14 protein-coding genes are annotated in these 19,408 nt (G+C 73.3%); 3 read left to right on the top strand and 11 right to left on the bottom strand.

The annotated features are described in order from the left end of the window. Nucleotides 1-132: 132 nt before the first annotated feature. The 6 genes from FKN01_RS00840 to hrcA form a co-directional block, all read right to left on the bottom strand. Complete coding sequence (locus tag FKN01_RS00840) at nt 133-3,378, bottom strand: S41 family peptidase (protein WP_185992687.1); 3,246 nt, start codon at nt 3,376-3,378, stop codon at nt 133-135. Between the two features lie 123 nt (nt 3,379-3,501). Continuing rightward, nucleotides 3,502-4,032, bottom strand: a complete 531-nt coding sequence (locus tag FKN01_RS00835; RefSeq protein ID WP_260696729.1) for a hypothetical protein — start codon at nt 4,030-4,032, stop codon at nt 3,502-3,504. Nucleotides 4,033-4,104: 72 nt separating this feature from the next. Then, complete coding sequence (locus FKN01_RS00830) at nt 4,105-4,851, bottom strand: 16S rRNA (uracil(1498)-N(3))-methyltransferase (RefSeq protein WP_143615727.1); 747 nt, start codon at nt 4,849-4,851, stop codon at nt 4,105-4,107. After that, on the bottom strand, nt 4,848-5,921 hold the full coding sequence (locus FKN01_RS00825) for a nitronate monooxygenase (protein ID WP_143615726.1): 1,074 nt from the start codon (nt 5,919-5,921) through the stop codon (nt 4,848-4,850). The genes FKN01_RS00830 and FKN01_RS00825 overlap by 4 nt, the downstream gene beginning before the upstream one ends. Before the next feature lie 109 nt (nt 5,922-6,030). Beyond that, nucleotides 6,031-7,167 carry a molecular chaperone DnaJ gene (dnaJ, locus tag FKN01_RS00820; RefSeq protein WP_143615725.1) on the bottom strand — a complete coding sequence of 379 codons (1,137 nt, stop codon included), beginning with the start codon at nt 7,165-7,167 and terminating at the stop codon, nt 6,031-6,033. Continuing rightward, nucleotides 7,168-8,184, bottom strand: a complete 1,017-nt coding sequence (hrcA, locus tag FKN01_RS00815) for a heat-inducible transcriptional repressor HrcA (RefSeq protein WP_143615724.1) — start codon at nt 8,182-8,184, stop codon at nt 7,168-7,170. A 173-nt stretch (nt 8,185-8,357) separates the two neighbouring features. Here hrcA and FKN01_RS00810 point away from each other — a divergent pair, with 173 nt between their 5' ends. Beyond that, complete coding sequence (locus tag FKN01_RS00810) at nt 8,358-9,107, top strand: MBL fold metallo-hydrolase (RefSeq protein ID WP_143615723.1); 750 nt, start codon at nt 8,358-8,360, stop codon at nt 9,105-9,107. Between the two features lie 99 nt (nt 9,108-9,206). After that, nucleotides 9,207-10,025 carry a DUF3097 domain-containing protein gene (locus FKN01_RS00805; RefSeq protein ID WP_143615722.1) on the top strand — a complete coding sequence of 273 codons (819 nt, stop codon included), beginning with the start codon at nt 9,207-9,209 and terminating at the stop codon, nt 10,023-10,025. A gap of 85 nt (nt 10,026-10,110) precedes the next feature. Here the strand turns inward: FKN01_RS00805 and hemW are convergent, their stop codons facing one another. The 4 genes from hemW to lepA form a co-directional block, all read right to left on the bottom strand. Next, nucleotides 10,111-11,343, bottom strand: coding sequence for a radical SAM family heme chaperone HemW (gene hemW / locus FKN01_RS00800; protein WP_143615721.1), 1,233 nt, complete (start codon nt 11,341-11,343; stop codon nt 10,111-10,113). 53 nt (nt 11,344-11,396) lie between these two features. Continuing rightward, a complete protein-coding gene (locus FKN01_RS00795) occupies nt 11,397-13,289 on the bottom strand; it encodes an ATP-binding SpoIIE family protein phosphatase (RefSeq protein ID WP_143615969.1) in 1,893 nt (630 codons plus the stop codon). Between the two features lie 221 nt (nt 13,290-13,510). Further along, nucleotides 13,511-15,400, bottom strand: coding sequence for a long-chain fatty acid--CoA ligase (locus FKN01_RS00790; protein WP_143615720.1), 1,890 nt, complete (start codon nt 15,398-15,400; stop codon nt 13,511-13,513). Nucleotides 15,401-15,652: 252 nt separating this feature from the next. Further along, on the bottom strand, nt 15,653-17,527 hold the full coding sequence (gene lepA, locus FKN01_RS00785; protein WP_143615719.1) for a translation elongation factor 4: 1,875 nt from the start codon (nt 17,525-17,527) through the stop codon (nt 15,653-15,655). Nucleotides 17,528-17,741: 214 nt separating this feature from the next. Here lepA and rpsT point away from each other — a divergent pair, with 214 nt between their 5' ends. Further along, nucleotides 17,742-18,008, top strand: a complete 267-nt coding sequence (gene rpsT, locus FKN01_RS00780; RefSeq protein WP_143615718.1) for a 30S ribosomal protein S20 — start codon at nt 17,742-17,744, stop codon at nt 18,006-18,008. A 363-nt stretch (nt 18,009-18,371) separates the two neighbouring features. On the opposite strand, the gene holA is transcribed toward rpsT, so the two are convergent. Next, complete coding sequence (holA, locus tag FKN01_RS00775) at nt 18,372-19,367, bottom strand: DNA polymerase III subunit delta (protein WP_143615717.1); 996 nt, start codon at nt 19,365-19,367, stop codon at nt 18,372-18,374. Nucleotides 19,368-19,408: the final 41 nt, after the last annotated feature.

The following is a 19,408-nucleotide window of genomic DNA, read 5'->3' as shown; positions in this document are numbered from 1 at the left end:
GGTCTGACGATCCGTTGCGGCCCAGCCTATCCGGGGGTGCCGCCCCCCGGACCCCGCTCCGTCGATCGCCGGAGGGGCTCACCCTGCGGGGCGGGGTGGGGAACAGGCGCGCCGCTCCCCGCCCCGCCCGGCTCAGCCCGCGAGTCCCGGCGAACCCGGCAGCTCCGGCAGCTCCGGCAGCTCCGGCGCCACCTTCGCCGGCACCCGCTCCAGCGACTCCAGGCCGATCCGCACCGCCTCGTCCAGCTGGGGGTCACGCCCCTCGGCGTGGTCCCGAGGCGTCATCACGACCTCCACGTCCGGGTCCACGCCGTGGTTCTCGACGCCCCACCCGTATCCCTCCAGCCAGAACGCGTACTTCGGCTGCGTGACCAGCGTCCCGTCGACCAGCCGGTACCGGCTGTCGATGCCGATCACACCGCCCCAGGTCCGCACCCCGACCACCGGCCCGATCTTCAGCGCCTTGATCGCCGCGTTCACGATGTCGCCGTCCGACCCGGAGAACTCGTTCGCCACGGCCACCACCGGCCCGCGCGGCGCGTCGCCCGGGTAGCTAGCGGGGCGCATCCCGCGCGGCAGGTCCCAGCCGACGATGCGGCGGGCCAGCTTCTCCACCACGAGCTGCGAGGTGTGGCCGCCGCGGTTCTCCCGGACGTCGACGACCAGGCCCTCGCGCGCCATCTCGGTGCGCAGGTCGCGGTGGATCTGGGCCCAGCCGCCGCCGACCATGTCGGGGACGTGGAGGTAGCCGAGGCGCCCCCCGGACCGCTCGTGCACGTACGCCCGCCGGTCGGCGACCCACGCGTGGTAGCGCAGGGCCTCCTCGTCGGCGACGGGCACGACGACGACGTGGCGCCGGTCGCCCCCGTCGGCCGGCGCGACGGTCAGCTCGACGGGCTTCCCGGCCGAGCCGGTGAGCAGCGGCGCGGGCCCGGTGAGCGGGTCGACGGGGTGTCCGTCGACGGCCAGGACGGCGTCACCGGCCCGGACCGCGACGCCCGGCGCGGCGAGCGGCGAGCGGGCGGCCGGGTCCGACGTCTCGGAGGGCAGCACGCGGTCGATGCGCCAGCTGCCGTCCTCCGCGCGGGAGAGGTCCGCCCCGAGCAGCCCCTGCCGGGCCGCGTCGTCGCGCCATCCGCCGGGCGGGGTGACGTAGGCGTGCGAGGTGCCCAGCTCCCCCTGGACCTCCCAGAGCAGGTCCATGAGGTCGTCGTGGGTCGCGACGCGCTCCAGGACCGGCCGGTAGCGGTCGAGGACCCCGTCCCAGTCGACGCCGCCCATGTCCGGGCGCCAGAAGTTGTCCCGCATGACGCGTCCGGCCTCCTCGTACATCTGGCGCCACTCGGCGGCCGGGTCGAGGGTGCGGCGGATGCGGGAGAGGTCCACGGTCACGGAGTCGTCGTGGTCGTCGTCGCCCGCGGGCACCCGGCTGTCGGAGGGGACGACGGACAGCTTGCCGCGGTGGACGATCGCGAGACGCTTCCCGTCGCCGCTGACCGCGAAACGGCTGACGTCCGAGGACAGCTCCTCGCAGCGCAGCTTCTCCAGGTCGTACCGCTCCAGGACGGTGTCCGGACGGCGGGCGTCCGGGCCGGCCCCGCTGGTGCCGAGGACCCCGGTGAGCGGGTGGCGCAGCCAGAGCAGGCCGTCGCGCGCGGCGCGCAGCGAGGAGTAGACGGCGGCCTCGACGGGAAGGGGCACGATCCGGTCGGCGAGGCCGTCCAGGTCGATCCGGGTGATGGGGAGGGCGGTGGGGTTGTCCTCGCCGTCGCCGCCCTTCTCCTTCTCCGTGGGCCGGCCGTGGAGCTGCGGTCCGAAGGGGGAAGGGGTGGTGGCCGCGAGGGTGAGCAGGTGCGGCCGGCAGGAGCCGATGAACGCCAGGTCGAAGACGTGGGCGTCGTAGACGGGGTCGAAGGCGCGCTCGGAGAGGAAGGCCAGGTGCTTTCCGTCGGCGGTGAAGGCGGGCGCGAAGTCCCGGAACCGCAGGGGCGTCGCCTCGGAGACCGAGAGGTCGGCGATGTGGGCCAGCTTGAGCTGGCTGAGCGGCTGGGGGCCGGGGTGCGACCAGGCGAGCCAGGCGGAATCGGGCGACCAGGCCAGGCCGGAGGCGTCGCCGTTCTCGCTGCGGTCCACCTCGTGGATCTCGCCGCTCTCCCGCTCGACGATCAGCACCCGCCCGTCGTGCGCGGCGACCGCGAACCGGCTGCCGTCGGGGGCGGGGGCGAGGTCCAGGACGCGGCCCAGCCGGCCGGCCGCGAGGCGGCGGGGCGCGGCGCCGGGGGCGGTGCCGGCGGCGGGGGCGATCTCCAGCGCGTCGTCGCCCTCGGCGTCGGTGACCCAGACGACCTGCTGGTCGCCGTCGGCCTGGAAGGTGCGCGGCAGCCTGGCCCGTACGCCGGGCTCGGCGGCGAGCGCGCGGGCGGGGCCCTCACGGTGGGTGACCCAGTGGAGGGCGCCCCGCGACAGGACGGCGCTGCCCCGGCCGGTGCGGTCGGGCGACGCGCTGGTCAGGTGGCTGTCGGCGTGCAGCGGGTAGGGCTGGAGGTCGGCGCGCTGGCCGCCGAGCCGGACCTCGACGCGGCGGGGCCCGTCGCTCTCCAGGCTGTCCAGGAGCCACAGTTCACCGGCCGAGGCGTAGGCGACCCGGGTGCCGTCGGTGGTGGCCTGGCGGGCGTAGAAGCCGTCGACGGGGGTGTGCCGGCGCAGGTCCGTGCCGTCGGGCAGCGAGGAGTAGAGGGCGCCGGTGCCCTCGTGGTCGGAGAGGAACGCGATGCGCTCCCCCACCCACATCGGGCACTCGATGTTGCCGTCGAGGTCCGTGTGGATCCGGGCGAACTCCATCGGGTCGTCCTCGGCCGCGATCCAGAGCTTTCCGGCCGTGCCGCCCCGGTAGCGCTTCCAGGAGGCGGCCTCGCGCCCCATGGTGGCCGAGAGCAGCAGGACGCGCCCGCCGGGCCCGTACGCGAGGGAGCCGACGGGGCCGTACGGGAGGGTCCGCGCGGGACCGCCGTCGACCGGGACGGCCCGGGCCCAGGTGCGGCGCAGCGAGACCTGGCCCTGGGTGCTGGTGACCAGCACGTCGCCTTCGGGGGTCCAGCCGCGCACGGTGGTGCGGGCGTCGCCCCAGTGGGTGAGCCGCCGGGAGGGCCCGCCGTCGGCGGGGGCGATGTGCACCTCGGGCGCGCCGTCGCGGGTGGACGTCCAGGCGACGAGGGTGCCGTCGGGAGATATGCGCGGCTGGGTGACGGGACGGTTGTCTGCGCTGACCCGCCACGGCCGGCCGCCGTCGAGTGGGGCGATCCAGACGTCGTCCTCGGCGGTGAAGGCGATCAGGTCACCGTGGACATGGGGGTACCGGAGGTAGGAAGGCTGTGTCACACGATCACCCTAGGCCGCGGGGGTGCCGGGTGGCACGGGGTTGGCCGGAGTACGTCCTGCGGTGCGGATCGGCCACCGGGGAGCGCGGACCGGAGGCAGCCGCCAACTCCCGCGAAGGCGGGCTCACTTGCCGGGATAGGCGGTGACGGTCACCGTCACGGTGGCCGTCGGGCCGTCGCCCCGGCCCGGGGGAACGGCGGGCGGCGCGGTCGTGGCCGGGGCGGTGCAGTCGCCGAGCAGGGTGGCCCGGAAGACGGCGCGCCCGCCGGTCTTCGCGGTCATGTCGCCCCGTACGCACCGGCCTTCGACCGCGTAGGTCACCTGCCCGTCCAGCGCGATGTCGCCGCCGGACTCCGTCTTGCCGTCGCAGTGGACCTCCGCCGACCGGGGTGCGGCGGAGGGAGCCGCCGAGCCGGTGGCCCCGCCTCCGCCGAGCGAGGCCGTGCAGGTCAGCCAGCGCACCCGGACGCCTTCGTGCTCCAGGGCACGGGTGGCGGTCCGGTCGGTGGTGAAGGCGACGGCCGTGGTGTTCAACGCGCCGGTGGCGTCGGCCGGTTCACAGGCGGTGAGCCCGGCGACCGCGGCGGCGGCGAGGCAGAGCGCGACCGGAAAGCGACGGGCCGCACGACGGCCTGGTGCCCTTGATGTCCCCATACGGGCAGCTTCCCACCCCATGTGACGGTGCGGTAGACCGCTTCCGGGCACAACCACCCCATCGGGGACGGTTCACGACCAGCGCCCCGTGCGTCCCAGGAGCAGCGCCGTCGCCGCGGTGCCCGCCGTGGAGGTGCGCAGGACCGTGGGGCCTAGGCGGCAGGTGCGGGCGCCGGCGGCGGCGAACGCCTCCAGCTCGTCCGGGGACACACCGCCCTCGGGGCCGACGACCAGCACGATCTCGCCCTCGTCGGGCAGGGCGACGGTGGCCAGTGGTTCGCTCGCGTAGTCGCGGTCCTCGTGCAGGACGGCCGCGAAGTCCGCCGCGGCGAGCAGGCCGGCGACCTGTTTGGTGGTGGCCAGGTCCGCCACGTCCGGGAACAGCACCCGGCGCGACTGCTTGCCGGCCTCCCGGGCGGTGGCACGCCATTTGGCCAGGGACTTGAGGCCGCGGTCACCCTTCCACTGGGTGATGCAGCGCGCCGCCTGCCACGGGACGACCGCGTCGACGCCGGTCTCGGTCATGGTCTCCACGGCGACCTCGCCCCGGTCCCCCTTGGGCAGGGCCTGGACGACGGTGATCCGCGGCGCGGGAGGCGGCTCCTCGTGGACCTGGCCGAGGTCGCCGACGACCAGCCGGTCCTTGCCCTCGGCGGCGCGCACGACGCCCCGGGCCCACCGGCCGCGGCCGTCCGTGAGGACGACCTGCTCGCCGGTGCGCAGCCGCTTCACGGAGACGGCGTGGCGTCCCTCGGGCCCGTCGAGGACGAACTCGGGGGCGTCCGGCAGGTGTCCGACGACGAAGACGGGTGCTGTCACGGTGCGCTCCTTGTGCTCACTGCCGTCCGCGCGGCGTCCAGTTCTTCGGCGAGCAGCCGGACCAGCCGGCCGGCGGGCAGCTCGCGGGCCATCCGGTGGCCCTGCCCGGCCCACAGCGCCATCCCCTGGGCGTCCCCGACGCGGGCGGCGGCCTTGCGCAGCACGGAGGTCATGTGGTGGACCTGGGGGTAGGCGGCGGGGGCGTACGGGCCGTGCTCGCGCACGAATCGGTTGACCAGGCCGCGTGCCGGGCGCCCGGAAAAGGCCCTGGTCAGGGTGGTCCGGACGAACAGCGGGTTGGTCAGGGCCTGCTTGTGCAGGACGTGCGCGCCGGACTCCGGGCAGGCCAGGAAGGCGGTGCCGAGCTGGGCGGCGTCGGCGCCCGCCGCGAGGACGGCGGCGATCTGGGCGCCGCGCATCAGGCCGCCGGCGGCGACGACCGGTATCTGCACGGTCTCGCGGACCTGGGCGACCAGGCTCAGCAGCCCGGTCCCGCCGTCCTCGGTCGCCGGATCGTCGTGGAACGTGGAGCGGTGGCCGCCCGCCTCGGTGCCCTGCGCGCAGACGGCGTCGGCCCCGGCCCACTCGGCGGCCTGGGCCTCCTCCGGTGAGGTGACCGTGACCACGGTGTACGTACCGGCGGCCGCGAACGCGTCGAGCGTGTCGCGCGAGGGGCAGCCGAAGGTGAAGGAGACGACCGGGACCGGGGAGTCGAGGAGGACGGCGAGCTTGTCCTCGTAGCCGTCGTCGCCGGGGACGTCCGGGTCTCCGAGCTCCGTCTCGTAACCGGTGGCCTCGCCCGCGAGCCGGCGGCGGTAGTCGGCCAGTTCGGCGGGGTCCGCCGGTTCGCACTGCGGCATGAAGAGGTTGACGCCGAAGGGCTGTCCGGTCAGGGCGCGCACCTGCCGGACCTCGTCGCGCAGGGCGTCCGCCGTCTTGTAGCCGGCGGCCAGGAAGCCGAGTGCGCCGGCCTCGGAGACGGCGGCGGCGAGCTGCGGGCAGGAGGGACCGCCGGCCATGGGGGCCTGCACGAGGGGATACCGGCAGAGAGCGGTCAGCGCGGAGGGCATGACCGCATCGTGTCATGTCCTTCCTGTCCCGTGATGCCCGCCCCGCACCGGCGGCCGGTGCCGGGCGGTACGGACCCCGGGCCGGGTCCGTACCGCGTGGCCGACGGCCTCAGCGGCCGTTGAAGGCGTCCTTCAGGCGGGAGAACAGGCCCTGCTGGCCCGGCTGGAACTGGCCGGTGGGCCGCTCCTCGCCGCGCAGCTTGGCCAGTTCGCGCAGGAGGCGTTCCTGCTCGGGGTCCAGCTTGACCGGGGTGGTCACCTCGACGTGCACGATGAGGTCGCCGCGTCCTCCGCCCCGCAGGTGGGTGATGCCGCGCCCGTGCAGCGGGACGGACTGGCCGGACTGGGTGCCCGGCCGGATGTCGACCTCCTCCAGGCCGTCCAGCGTCTCCAGCGGCACCTTGGTGCCGAGGGCCGCCGCGGTCATGGGGATGGTGACCGTGCAGTGCAGGTCGTCGCCGCGGCGCTGGAACACCGCGTGCGGCAGCTCGTGGATCTCGACGTAGAGGTCGCCGGCGGGGCCGCCGCCGGGGCCGACCTCGCCCTCGCCCGCGAGCTGGATGCGGGTGCCGTTGTCGACGCCGGCGGGGATCTTCACGGTCAGCGTGCGCCGCGAGCGGATGCGGCCGTCGCCGGCGCACTCCGGGCAGGGGGTCGGCACGACCGTACCGAAGCCCTGGCACTGCGGGCAGGGGCGGGAGGTCATGACCTGGCCGAGGAAGGACCGGGTGACCTGGGAGACCTCACCGCGGCCGCGGCACATGTCGCAGGTCTGCGCCGAGGTGCCGGGGGCCGCGCCCTCGCCACTGCAGGTGGTGCAGACGACGGCGGTGTCGACCTGGATGTCCTTGGTGGTGCCGAAGGTCGCCTCGGCGAGGTCGATCTCCAGCCGGATCATGGCGTCCTGGCCGCGCCGGGTGCGCGAGCGGGGCCCGCGCTGCGACGACGTGCCGAAGAACGCGTCCATGATGTCGGAGAAGTTGCCGAAGCCGCCCTGGCCGAAACCGCCCGCGCCGGCGCCGCCGGACTGGGAGAGCGGGTCGCCGCCGAGGTCGTAGACCTGCTTCTTCTGCGCGTCCGACAGGACCTCGTAGGCGGCGTTGATCTCCTTGAACCGCTCCTGGGTCTTCGGATCGGGGTTGACGTCCGGGTGCAGCTCGCGGGCGAGCCTCCGGAATGCCTTCTTGATCTCGTCCTGGGAAGCGTCGCGGCGCACGCCGAGTACGGCGTAGTAGTCCGTGGCCACTTACGACTCCGCCAGGATCTGTCCGACGTAACGTGCCACTGCGCGTACCGCTCCCATCGTTCCGGGGTAGTCCATGCGGGTCGGTCCGACCACGCCGAGTTTGGCGACTGCCTCGTCGCCCGAACCGTAGCCGACCGCGACGACGGACGTGGAGTTGAGCCCCTCGTGGGCGTTCTCGTGCCCGATGCGTACGGTCATGCCCGAGTCCTTGGCCTCGCCGAGCAGCTTCAGCAGCACGACCTGCTCCTCCAGTGCCTCCAGCACCGGCCGGATCATCACCGGGAAGTCGTGTCCGAAGCGGGTGAGGTTGGAGGTGCCGCCGATCATCAGCCGCTCCTCCGTCTCCTCGACGAGGGTTTCGAGCAGGATCGAGAGGACGGTGGACACGGTTCCCCGGTCCTCGCTCTCGAAGGATTCCGGCAGGTCCTGCACCAGCTGCGGGACGTCCGCGAACCGGCGCCCCACCACCCGGCTGTTGAGCCGGGCCCGCAGATCGGCGAGCGAGGTCTCGCCGAACGGCGCCGGGCAGTCCACCATCCGCTGTTCGACCCGGCCGGTGTCCGTGATCAGCACGAGCATCAGCCGCGCCGGGGCCAGCGAGAGCAGTTCCACGTGCCGCACCGTCGAACGGGTCAGCGAGGGGTACTGCACGACGGCGACCTGCCGGGTCAGCTGCGCGAGCAGCCGTACGGTACGGCCCACGACGTCGTCGAGGTCGACCGCGCCGTCGAGGAAGTTCTGGATGGCGCGGCGCTCCGGGGACGAGAGGGGCTTGACGCCCGCGAGCTTGTCCACGAAGAGCCGGTAGCCCTTGTCCGTGGGGATGCGCCCGGCGCTGGTGTGGGGCTGGGCGATGAAGCCCTCCTCCTCCAGCACCGCCATGTCGTTGCGGACGGTCGCCGGGGAGACCCCCAGCTTGTGCCGCTCGGTGAGCGCCTTGGAGCCGACGGGCTCCTCGGTCCCGACGTAGTCCTGGACGATCGCGCGCAGCACTTCGAGTCTGCGTTCGCTGAGCATCGCGCGCACACCTCCAGCTGTCCACGTCGGTGTCCCGGGCCGTTCCCGGGCCTTCCCCTGGCACTCGGTGCGTACGAGTGCCAGCGATCCCCGGCCAGTGTACGGCGACGGGGTGGTGCCCTAGCAAGGGCGACCGGCCACGCCGCCCGGGTCGCTGCCGATAGCGTCGCCGCATGGATGCCTCTTGGGAAGACGTCGGGTGGGAGCGGCTGGGTCACGGAACGGGCCGCCGCCGCCTTCCGGTCTGGGACGCGACGGCCCTGCTGGTGGCCGGTCCGGACGGGGCGCTGCTCTGCGACACCGGCTCGTCACTGCGCGAGGGTGTGGAACTGCGCACCCAGGCCGAGGCGCTGCTCGGCCGGAGGGTGACGCACATCGCACTCAGCCACCCCCATTTCGACCATGTGCTGGGCACGGCCGCCTTCGCCGGGGCACGGGTGTACGGCTCCGAGGGCGCGGCGGAGCTGCTGCGGCGCGGGGCGGACGAGCTGTACGCGGACGCGGTCGCCCAGGGGCTGCCCGAGGCGGACGCGGCCGGGTCCGCCGATGTGCTGGTGGCCCCGCGCCACGAGGTGCGCGGGGAGCTGGCGGTCGACCTGGGCGGCGGCCGGGAGGTGGTCCTGGTGGACATGGGCGCGGCGCACAGCGGCCACGACCTCGCGGTGCTGGTCCCGGGCTCCCCCGGCTCCCCGGCGCTGGTGTACTGCGGCGACCTGGTCGAGGAGTCCGGTGAGCCGCAGGCGGGCCCGGACGCCCGCCCGGCGCGCTGGCCGGCGGCGCTGGACCGGCTGCTGGAGCTGGGCGGGGAGGACGCGCTGTACGTGCCGGGGCACGGGGCGGTGGTGGACGCGGCGTTCGTCCGGGCCCAGCGGGAGGCGCTGGCGGGGCGGTTCGGCGTGTCCGGCGTGTCCGGCGTGTCGTAGGGGGCGGCGGGATTGGGCGGGTCTCCGGCGGGGAAGGCGGAGGCCCGGGGCGGCGCCCGGTACGGCGTGTCGCGGGTCTTCCCCGCTTATCGTCGTGCGATGCGCAGCTACCAGCCCGATCTGACCCCGCCGTGGAAGAAGTCCGCCCCCGTCCCGGAGGTGCCCGCCGAGACCGGTCTCGTCGTGGAGGAGGCCGTCACCGGTTTCTGCGGCGCGGTCATCCGGTGCGAGAAGACCGCCGAGGGGCCGACGGTGACCCTGGAGGACCGGTTCGGCAAGCACCGCGTCTTCCCGATGGCGCCGCGCGGCTTCCTGCTGGAGGGCCGGGTCGTCACGCTGGTGCGCCCGTCGGCCGGGGGTCCGGTACGGCCGGCGCGTACGGCCTCCGGCTCGGTGGCGGTGCCCGGGGCGCGGGCGCGGGTGGCGCGGGCCGGGCGGATCTATGTGGAGGGCCGGCACGACGCGGAGCTGGTCGAGCGGGTCTGGGGCGACGACCTGCGCATCGAGGGCGTGGTCGTGGAGTACCTGGAGGGCATCGACGACCTGCCGGCGATCGTGCGGGAGTTCTCGCCCGCGCCGGACGCCCGCCTCGGGGTGCTGGTCGACCATCTGGTGCCCGGTTCCAAGGAGTCCCGGATCGCGGCCCAGGTGTCGGACGGCGACGTGCTGGTGGTCGGGCACCCGTACATCGACGTGTGGGAGGCCGTGAAGCCGGCGTCGGTGGGGATCGCCGGGTGGCCGGTGGTGCCGCGCGGGCAGGACTGGAAGACCGGCGTGTGCCGGGCGCTGGGCTGGCCGGAGAACACCGGTGCGGCCTGGCAGCGCATCCTGTCCTCGGTCCGCTCCTACCGGGACCTTCAGCCCGAACTCCTGGGCCGGGTCGAGGAACTGATCGACTTCGTCACCCTTCCGGGCTGAGGTCCGGGGGTGCCCGGCGTGGTGAGGGGGGCGTGCTCGGGGGCGTAGGCCTTGGACCGCGTACGCCCCCGAGGCGGGCGCCGGCTCAGTCCACCAGGTCGCGTACCACCGCGTCGGCGAGCAACCGCCCGCGCAGCGTCAGCACCGCCCGGCCGTCCTCGAACGGGGCCGGTTCCAGGAGGCCGTCGGCCACCGCGCGGCGGGCCGCCGCGAGTCCGGCGGGGGCGAGCAGCGAGAGCGGGCAGCCGTCCACGAGCCTCAGTTCCAGCAGGATGCGCTCGACGCGGCGGTCCTCGGCGGACAGGATCTCGCGCCCGGCCCCCGGTGAGCGTCCCTCGGCGATCGCCTGCGCGTACGCCCCCGGGTGCTTCACGTTCCACCAGCGCACGCCGCCGACGTGGCTGTGCGCGCCCGGCCCGGCGCCCCACCAGTCGGCGCCGCGCCAGTACAGCTCGTTGTGCAGGCAGCGGCCCTCCGGCGTCCGGGCCCAGTTCGACACCTCGTACCAGGAGTAGCCGGCGGCGGCCATGACCTCGTCCGCGATGAGGTAGCGGTCGGCGTGCGCGTCGTCGTCGGTCATCGGGATCTCGCCGCGCTTGATGCGGCGGGCGAGACCGGTGCCCTCCTCCACGATCAGCGCGTACGCGGACACGTGGTCGGGCCCGGCGCCGATCGCCGCGTCCAGGGAGGCGCGCCAGTCGTCGTCGGACTCGCCGGGGGTGCCGTAGATCAGGTCCAGGTTGATGTGCTCGAACCCGGCCGCCCGCGCCTCGGCCACGCACGCCTCGGGCCTGCCCGGGGTGTGGGTGCGGTCGAGGATCTTCAGGACGTGCTGCCGGGCGCTCTGCATCCCGAAGGAGATCCGGTTGAAGCCGCCCTCGCGCAGCTCGGCCAGGTAGGCGGGGCCGACGGACTCCGGGTTGGCCTCGGTGGTGATCTCGGCGTCGTCGGCGAGCCCGAACTCCTCGCGGACCGCCGCCAGCATCCGGACGAGGTCGGCCGCGGCGAGCAGGGTCGGTGTGCCGCCGCCGACGAAGACCGTGCGGACCGGGCGCGGGTCGTCGCCGAGGACCTTGCGGGCCTGGCGGATCTCCCCGATGAGGTGGGAGGCGTAGTTGTCGCGGGAGGCCAGCGCGCCGCCGGAGCCGCGCAGCTCGGTCGCGGTGTAGGTGTTGAAGTCGCAGTAGCCGCAGCGGGTCGCGCAGTACGGCACGTGCAGGTAGAAGCCGAGCGGGCGGCCGGCTGCGCCTTCCAGGGCGTGGCGGGGCAGCGCCCCGTCGTCGGGCACGGGTTCACCATCGGGCAGTACGGAAGGCATACCGCCCATTGTCGCGCGCCGTCCGGGAAACGTACGCCACACCCGGACGGGCGCTATTCGGCCTGGAGCACCAGCAGCGCCAGGTCGTCGTCCGGCGGGCGCTCGGCGAAGTCGTGCACGGCGTGCTTGATGCGCTCCGCGATCTCCTCCGCACTCAGTCCCGCGCACCCCGACAGCGCCCTCGCCAGCCCGTCCCCGTCGTCGAACATCAGGGCGCCCGAGCGCCGCTCCGTGACCCCGTCGGTGACGCAGAGCAGGCTGTCACCGGGTGCCAGGTCGAAGCTCTGGGTCTCGTAGACGGCGTCGTCCATCAGCCCGAGCAGCAGCTGCGGCTCGGCGGCGGGCCGCACGGTGCCGTCCGGGCGCAGCAGCAGCGGCAGCGGGTGCCCGGCGCTGGCCAGGGTGCAGCGGGCGCCGCCGCCGGGCAGCGGCACCAGCTCCCCGTACAGCAGGGACAGGAAGCGGGACTGCCCGCCGTTGTCCGCGGAGTGCTGGCCGCCGGCGGCGGCGACCATCAGCGCGGCGGCCTCGGCGGCCTCCATGGCGTCGTCCAGGAGCAGTCGGTTGAGGCGCACCAGGACCTCGTCGGCCTGGAAGCCCTCGCGGGCCAGCAGTCGCAGCCAGGGGCGGGCCAGGCCGGTGACGACGGCGGCCTCGGGGCCGCTGCCCTGGACGTCGCCGAGGACGAAGCACCAGCGGTCGCCGGGGCACGGGAAGATGTCGTAGAAGTCACCGCCGACGACGCCGTCGTCGCTCGGTTCGTAGACGAGGGAGCTGGCCACACCCGGTATCCGGGCGACCTGGCTGGGGAGCAGCCCGCGCTGGAGGATGCGGCTGATGGTGGCCTGGCGGGTGTAGGCGCGGGCGGCGCCCACGGCGAGGCCGACCCGGCGTACGAAGTCCTCGATGAGGGCCGTCAGCTCGTCGGGCAGCCGGTCGGTGGACTCGCGGCCCAGGAGTACGGCCCCGAGGGGGCGGCCGCCCGAGGTGATCCGGTAGGCGAAGGCGACGCCCTCCTCCTCGTCCGGCGGCTCGCCGTCCTCCGCGCTGCCGGGCCACGGCATGGAGACGGCGCCGGTGCCGACGCGCTCGGGGAGCCGGAGCGGGTCGCCCTCCAGCAGGGCGCGCAGCGGCCCGATCCGCTCCTCGTCCACGTGCCAGACCTTGGCGAGGCGCGGGACGGCCGCGGGGCCGCCGCTCTCGGGCTCCAGCCAGATCGCGCACCAGTCGGCGAGGCGGGGGACGAGTAACTGTCCGGCGAGGGCCGCCACGATGTCCTCGTCGAGCTGTCCGGCCAGCAGGTCGGACGCCTCGGCGAGGAAGGAGAGCGCGCCGCGCCCGGCCCAGTCCCCGTCGTCGCGGGCGGTGCGCCGGGCGGTGGGGGCCAGCAGTTCGGCGGCGCGCAGCCCGCGTTCGAGGCCGGTCTCGCCGCGCCCCTCGGGGAACGGATTCCAGTCGTCCACGGGGAGCCGGGCCCAGACGGTCTTCGTACCGGTGCGGTAGGTGATGCCCCACCGCTCGGCGAGGGCGGCGACGATGTCCAGGCCGCGCCCGTAGTCGGCCGGCTCGCCCAGGTGCTCGGCGCTGTGCGCGTGGTCGCCGCGGACCGTGCGGCCGGGGTGGTGGTCGGAGACCTCCAGGACCAGCGCGGAATCCTCGTTCTCGGTGGCCTCCTCCAGCCGGAAGAGCAGTTCGACCGAGGTGCCCGCGTGGACGACGGCGTTGGTCACCAGCTCGCTGACGATCATCGCCGCGTCGTCGGACAGCCGCTCGCTGAACCCGACCGCGGCGGGCAGCCCCAGGCCGGTCCACTCGTCCAGCGCGGCGGTGACGAACCGCCGGGCCGCGGCGGGCGCGAGGAGGTTGCCGGGCAGGCTCGTCCGGGCGACCGGCTGTGTGCCCGTGGCGGCGGTGGTTCCGGGACGCTGCACGATGTCCCGCTGCAAGGGAATGGACCCCACAGGGCGGCTCCTGACCTGTTCTCGCTCTGCCTGTTTCTCCGTGGTGTGCCGCTGACGACACGGACAGAGTGACAGATCGGCCCTTCACATACGCGCCGAGTTACCGAAGTGGGTGGTGAAGACGTCACGGCGAGAACGCGCCGTCCCCCCGCGCCGGAGCGCGCGGGGGGCTTTCGGGGGGCGTACGCAGCTGGGGCGGGCACCGGTCAGGCTTCGCGGGAGCCCGCGTACATCTCCTCGATCAGGTCCTTGTAGGTGCGCTCGACGACCGGCCGCTTCAGCTTGAGGCTGGGCGTGACCTCGCCGTGCTCGATGTCGAGGTCGCGCGGGAGCAGCCGGAACTTCTTGATGGTCTGCCAGCGCTGAAGGCCCTCGTTGAGCCGCTTGACGTAGCCGTCGATCAGCTCGACGGTCTTCGGGGACGCCACGACGTCCGCGTACGACTTGCCCTCCATGCCGTTCTCGGCGGCCCAGCCGAGGATGGTGGGCTCGTCCAGGGCGATCAGCGCGGTGCAGAAATTGCGGTCCGCTCCGTGCACCAGGATGTTGGAGACGAACGGGCAGACCGCCTTGAACTGGCCCTCGACCTCGGCGGGCGCGATGTACTTGCCGCCGGAGGTCTTGATCAGGTCCTTCTTGCGGTCGGTGATCCGGAGGTAGCCGTCCGCGGAGAGCTCGCCGATGTCGCCGGTGTGGAACCAGCCGTCGGCCTCCAGCACCTCGGCGGTCTTGTCCGGCAGCCCCTGGTAGCCCTGCATGATGCCGGGGCCGCGCAGCAGGATCTCGCCGTCGTCGGCGATCCGCACCTCGGTGCCGGGCAGCGGCTTGCCGACCGTGCCGGTGCGGTAGCTCTCGCCGGGGTTGACGAAGGAGGCGGCGCTCGACTCGGTGAGGCCGTAGCCCTCCAGGATGTGGATGCCGGCGCCGGAGAAGAAGAGCCCGATGTCGGGGGCGAGTGCGGCGGAGCCGGAGACGCAGGCGCGGAGCCGGCCGCCGAACGCCTCGCGGATCTTGGCGAAGACCAGTGCGTCGGCGACCTTGTGCTTGCTGCCGAGCGCGAAGGGCACCGACGCCTTGCCGGTGCGCCGGAAGTTGTCCTGGGAGACCCTGGCGTACTCGCGGGCGACGCCGGCCGCCCACTGGAAGATCTTGTACTTGGCGGCGCCGCCCGCGCGGGCCTTGGCCGCGACCCCGTTGTAGACCTTCTCGAAGATGCGCGGCACGGCGGCCATGTAGGTCGGCTGGACGACCGGCAGGTTCTCGATGATCTTGTCGACGCGGCCGTCGACGGCGGTGACGTGGCCGACCTCGATCTGCCCGGAGGTGAGGACCTTGCCGAAGACGTGGGCGAGCGGCAGCCAGAGGTACTGGACGTCGTCCTTGGTGATGAGGCCGGTGGAGACGGTGGCCTTGGCCATGTAGGACCAGTTGTCGTGCGGCAGCCGTACGCCCTTGGGGCGGCCGGTGGTGCCCGAGGTGTAGATGAGGGTCGCCAGCTGCTCGGAGGTGATGGCGTCGACGCGCTCGCGGACCGCCTCCGGGTGCTTCGCCAGGTGCTCGGTGCCCAGGGCCTCCAGCTCGGCCAGGGTGAGCACCCAGCCCTCGGGGTCGCCCTCGGCCGGACCGGCGCCCTCCGGGTCGATGACCACGACATGGGCCAGGTCCGGGAGCTCGGCGCGGCGTTCGCGGGCCTTGGCCAGCTGGGCGGCGTCCTCGGCGATCAGGACCCGGCTCTCGGAGTCGGCGAGGATGAACGCCGACTCGTCGGCGTTGGTGGAGGGGTAGACCGTGGTCGTCGCGGCGCCCGCGCACATGACACCGAGGTCGACGAGAATCCACTCGACCCGGGTGGAGGAGGCGAGAGCGACGCGCTCCTCGGGGTTCACGCCGAGCGCGATCAGCCCGGCCGCCACGGCGTACACCCGCTCGGCGGCCTGCGCCCAGCTCAGCGACTTCCACTCGTCGGGGCCCTCGCCGCCGGCCGCGGGCACGGGGTAGCGGTACGCCTCCCCGTCCGGGGTGGCCGCCACCCGGTCGATGAAGAGGGTCGCCACGGAGGGCGGACGGTTATCGATCATGGTCTGTGTGTCGCTCACGACATCCTCCGGGCCTGCGGCGGTGGTGCTTGCTGCTGTCTGCGTCTGCGTGCTGCGATCCCGCTTGCTTAACTGGCGAGTAACTAAGAAGTCGTGATCAGGGTAGAGCGCCCGCGCGCCCCGCGTAAGAGGCAATCGGACCCCGCTTGATAACGAACGGGCCCCCGCGTCGCAGCGTGCTGCGATGCGGGGGCCGCCGTCTCCGCCCGCCAGGACCACGTCCTGGCCGGACCGCCCCCGCGGGGGCGGGGACTACTTCTTGGCCTTGCCGTCCCCGGCGGACTCGTCGGTCGACAGCACGGCGATGAACGCGTCCTGCGGCACCTCCACGTTGCCGACCATCTTCATCCGCTTCTTGCCTTCCTTCTGCTTCTCCAGCAGCTTGCGCTTACGGGAGATGTCGCCGCCGTAGCACTTGGCGAGGACGTCCTTGCGGATGGCGCGGACGGTCTCGCGGGCGATGACCCGGGAGCCGATGGCCGCCTGGATCGGCACCTCGAAGTTCTGCCGGGGGATGAGCTTCTGCAGCTTGGCGACGAGACGCACACCGTACGCGTACGCCTTGTCCTTGTGCGTGACCGCGGAGAACGCGTCGACCTTGTCGCCGTGCAGCAGGATGTCGACCTTGACGAGCTGGGCCGACTGCTCGCCGGTGGGCTCGTAGTCGAGGGAGGCGTAGCCCCGGGTCTTGGACTTCAGCTGGTCGAAGAAGTCGAAGACGATCTCCGCGAGCGGCAGCGTGTAGCGGATCTCGACCCGGTCCTCGGAGAGGTAGTCCATGCCGAGGAGGGTGCCGCGGCGCTGCTGGCACAGCTCCATGATCGCGCCGATGAACTCGCTGGGCGCCAGGACCGTGGCCCGGACGACCGGCTCGTGCACCTTGTCGATCTTGCCCTCGGGGAATTCACTCGGGTTGGTGACGGTGTGCTCGCTGCCGTCCTCCATCTCGACCCGGTAGACCACGTTGGGCGCGGTGGCGATGAGGTCGAGGCCGAACTCGCGCTCCAGGCGCTCGCGGACCACGTCCAGGTGGAGCAGGCCGAGGAAGCCGACGCGGAAGCCGAAGCCGAGCGCGGCGGAGGTCTCCGGCTCGTACACCAGGGCGGCGTCGTTGAGCTGGAGCTTGTCCAGGGCCTCGCGCAGGTCCGGGTAGTCCGAGCCGTCCAGCGGGTAGAGCCCGGAGAACACCATCGGCTTGGGGTCCTTGTAGCCGCCCAGCGCCTCGGTCGCCCCGTTGTTCAGCGAGGTGATCGTGTCACCGACCTTGGACTGCCGGACGTCCTTCACGCCGGTGATGATGTAGCCGACCTCGCCGACGCCGATGCCGTCGGAGGGCGTCATCTCCGGCGAGGAGACACCGATCTCCAGCAGCTCGTGCGTGGCGCCGGTCGACATCATCCGGATCCGCTCGCGCTTGTTCAGCGAGCCGTCGACGACACGGACGTACGTGACGACGCCCCGGTACGAGTCGTAGACCGAGTCGAAGATCATCGCGCGGGCGGGCGCGTCCGCGTTGCCGACGGGCGCCGGGATGTCCTGGACGACGCGGTCGAGCAGCGCGTCCACGCCCATGCCGGTCTTCGCGGAGACCTTGAGCACGTCCTCCGGCTGGCAGCCGATGAGGGTGGCCAGCTCCTCGGAGAACTTCTCGGGCTGGGCGGCCGGCAGGTCGATCTTGTTGAGCACCGGGACGATGGTGAGGTCGTTCTCCATCGCCAGGTAGAGGTTGGCCAGGGTCTGGGCCTCGATGCCCTGCGCGGCGTCGACCAGCAGGATCGTGCCCTCGCAGGCGGCCAGCGACCGGGAGACCTCGTAGGTGAAGTCGACGTGGCCCGGCGTGTCGATCATGTTGAGGACATGGGTGCTGCCCTGGCCCTCACCGGTGGTCGGCGCCCAGGGCAGGCGGACCGCCTGGGACTTGATGGTGATGCCGCGCTCGCGCTCGATGTCCATCCGGTCGAGGTACTGAGCGCGCATCTGCCGCTGGTCGACCACCCCGGTGAGCTGGAGCATCCGGTCGGCAAGGGTCGACTTGCCGTGGTCGATGTGCGCGATGATGCAGAAGTTGCGGATCAGCGCCGGGTCGGTACGGCTCGGCTCGGGCACGTGGAGAGGAGTCGCGGGCACGCAGGGTCCTGATTCTTGAGACGCCGGACGCCGTGTCTCGGGTCGGTTCGGGTCGGGGCGGATCTGTACGTAGCCTCCATCGTCCCACGCCTGCGGGGCGGCGACCGGTTTGGGCCGGTCGGACCGCCCCTGCTACCGTGGACCGCTGTGCCATGTGGCTCTCGGGCCGCACGGACACACATCGAAGATCCAACGAACCTGAAAAGGCTCTTTCGTGGCGAACATCAAGTCCCAGATCAAGCGGAACAAGACGAACGAGAAGGCGCGCCTGCGCAACAAGGCCGTCAAGTCGTCGCTCAAGACCGCGATCCGCAAGGCCCGCGAGGCCGTCGCCGCCGGCGACGTCGAGAAGGCCACCGTCGCCGTGCGCGCCGCGTCCCGTCAGCTGGACAAGGCCGTCTCGAAGGGTGTCATCCACAAGAACGCCGCCGCCAACAAGAAGTCGGCGCTGGCCGCCAAGGCTGCCACCCTCCAGGGCTGAGCGATCTGATCCCACCGCCGGAACGGACCAAGCGGGCCCTCTACCCCGCTCCTGCCCGGCCCCCGCGCCGCACACCGAACCTGCGTTCGCCACGCGGGTGCGACGCACCCATCTGAAACCGAGGCCCCGTCACCCTTTCCCCAGGGTGCGGGGCCTTCGGCATGGGCGTTCTCCCGATCCCGTCCGGCGACCGAGGACGCCCGAACGGCACGTTCACGCCTGTCCGGCGATCGAGGACACCCGACATCCGAACCGAGGCCGCGAAACCCAGCCCGCACGTAGACCAAACCCGTCCGGCGGTCGAGGACGCCCGAACGGTACGTTCACGCCCGTCCGGCGACCGAGGTCATCCGCGGGCGCTCTCTACCGCGGGCCACGCCCGCCCCGCGCGGCGCCCGCCACGGCCACCACCGCCTTCTCCAGCGCGTACTCGGGGTCGTCCCCCCCCCCCTTCACCCCCGCGTCCGCCTCCGCGACCGCCCGCAGCGCAACCGCGACCCCGTCCGGCGTCCACCCCCGCATCTGCTGCCGCACCCGGTCGATCTTCCACGGCGGCATGCCCAGCTCACGCGCCAGATCCGCCGGCCGCCCCCCGCGCGCCGAGGACAGCTTGCCGATCGCCCGGACGCCCTGGGCCAGCGCGCTGGTGATCAGGACGGGCGCCACGCCCGTGGACAGGGACCAGCGCAGGGCTTCCAGGGCCTCCGCCGCCCGGCCCTCGACCGCCCGGTCGGCGACCGTGAAGCTGGACGCCTCGGCCCGCCCCGTGTAATAACGCCCGACGACCGCCTCGTCGATCGTGCCCTCGATGTCCGCGACGAGCTGCGACACCGCGCTCGCCAGCTCCCGCAGGTCACTCCCGATGGCATCGACCAGCGCCTGGCACGCCTCGGGCGTCGCGGACCGCCCCAGCGCGCGGAACTCCCCCCGCACGAAGGAGAGCCGCTCGGCCGGCTTCGTCGTCTTCGGGCACGCGACCTCACGGGCCCCCGCCTTGCGGGCCGCGTCGAGCAGCCCCTTGCCCTTGGCGCCGCCCGCGTGGAGCAGGACGAGGATGATCTCCTCGACCGGGTCGTCCAGATACTTCTTGACGTCCTTGACCGTGTCCGCGCCCAGATCCTGCGCGTTGCGCACGACCACGACCTTGCGCTCGGCGAACAGCGAGGGGCTGGTCAGCTCGGCCAGCGTGCCCGGCTGGAGCTGGTCGGGGGTGAGGTCCCGGACGTCCGTGTCGGCGTCGGCGGCGCGCGCGGCCGCCACCACCTGCTGCACGGCTCGGTCGAGGAGCAGGTCCTCCTGACCCACGGCGAGCGTGAGCGGGGCGAGGGGGTCGTCGGTGGAATTCCTTCTGGTGGCCATCGCCGTCCAGCATCCCACGGGCCGCTGACAGCCTTGCCGCG

Origin of the sequence: Streptomyces sp. 130, assembly GCF_007096885.1 — a bacterium.
Taxonomy (GTDB): domain Bacteria; phylum Actinomycetota; class Actinomycetes; order Streptomycetales; family Streptomycetaceae; genus Streptomyces.
Note: the sequence above shows the minus strand (reverse complement) of the source record. Positions and strands in the feature narration are given on the sequence as shown.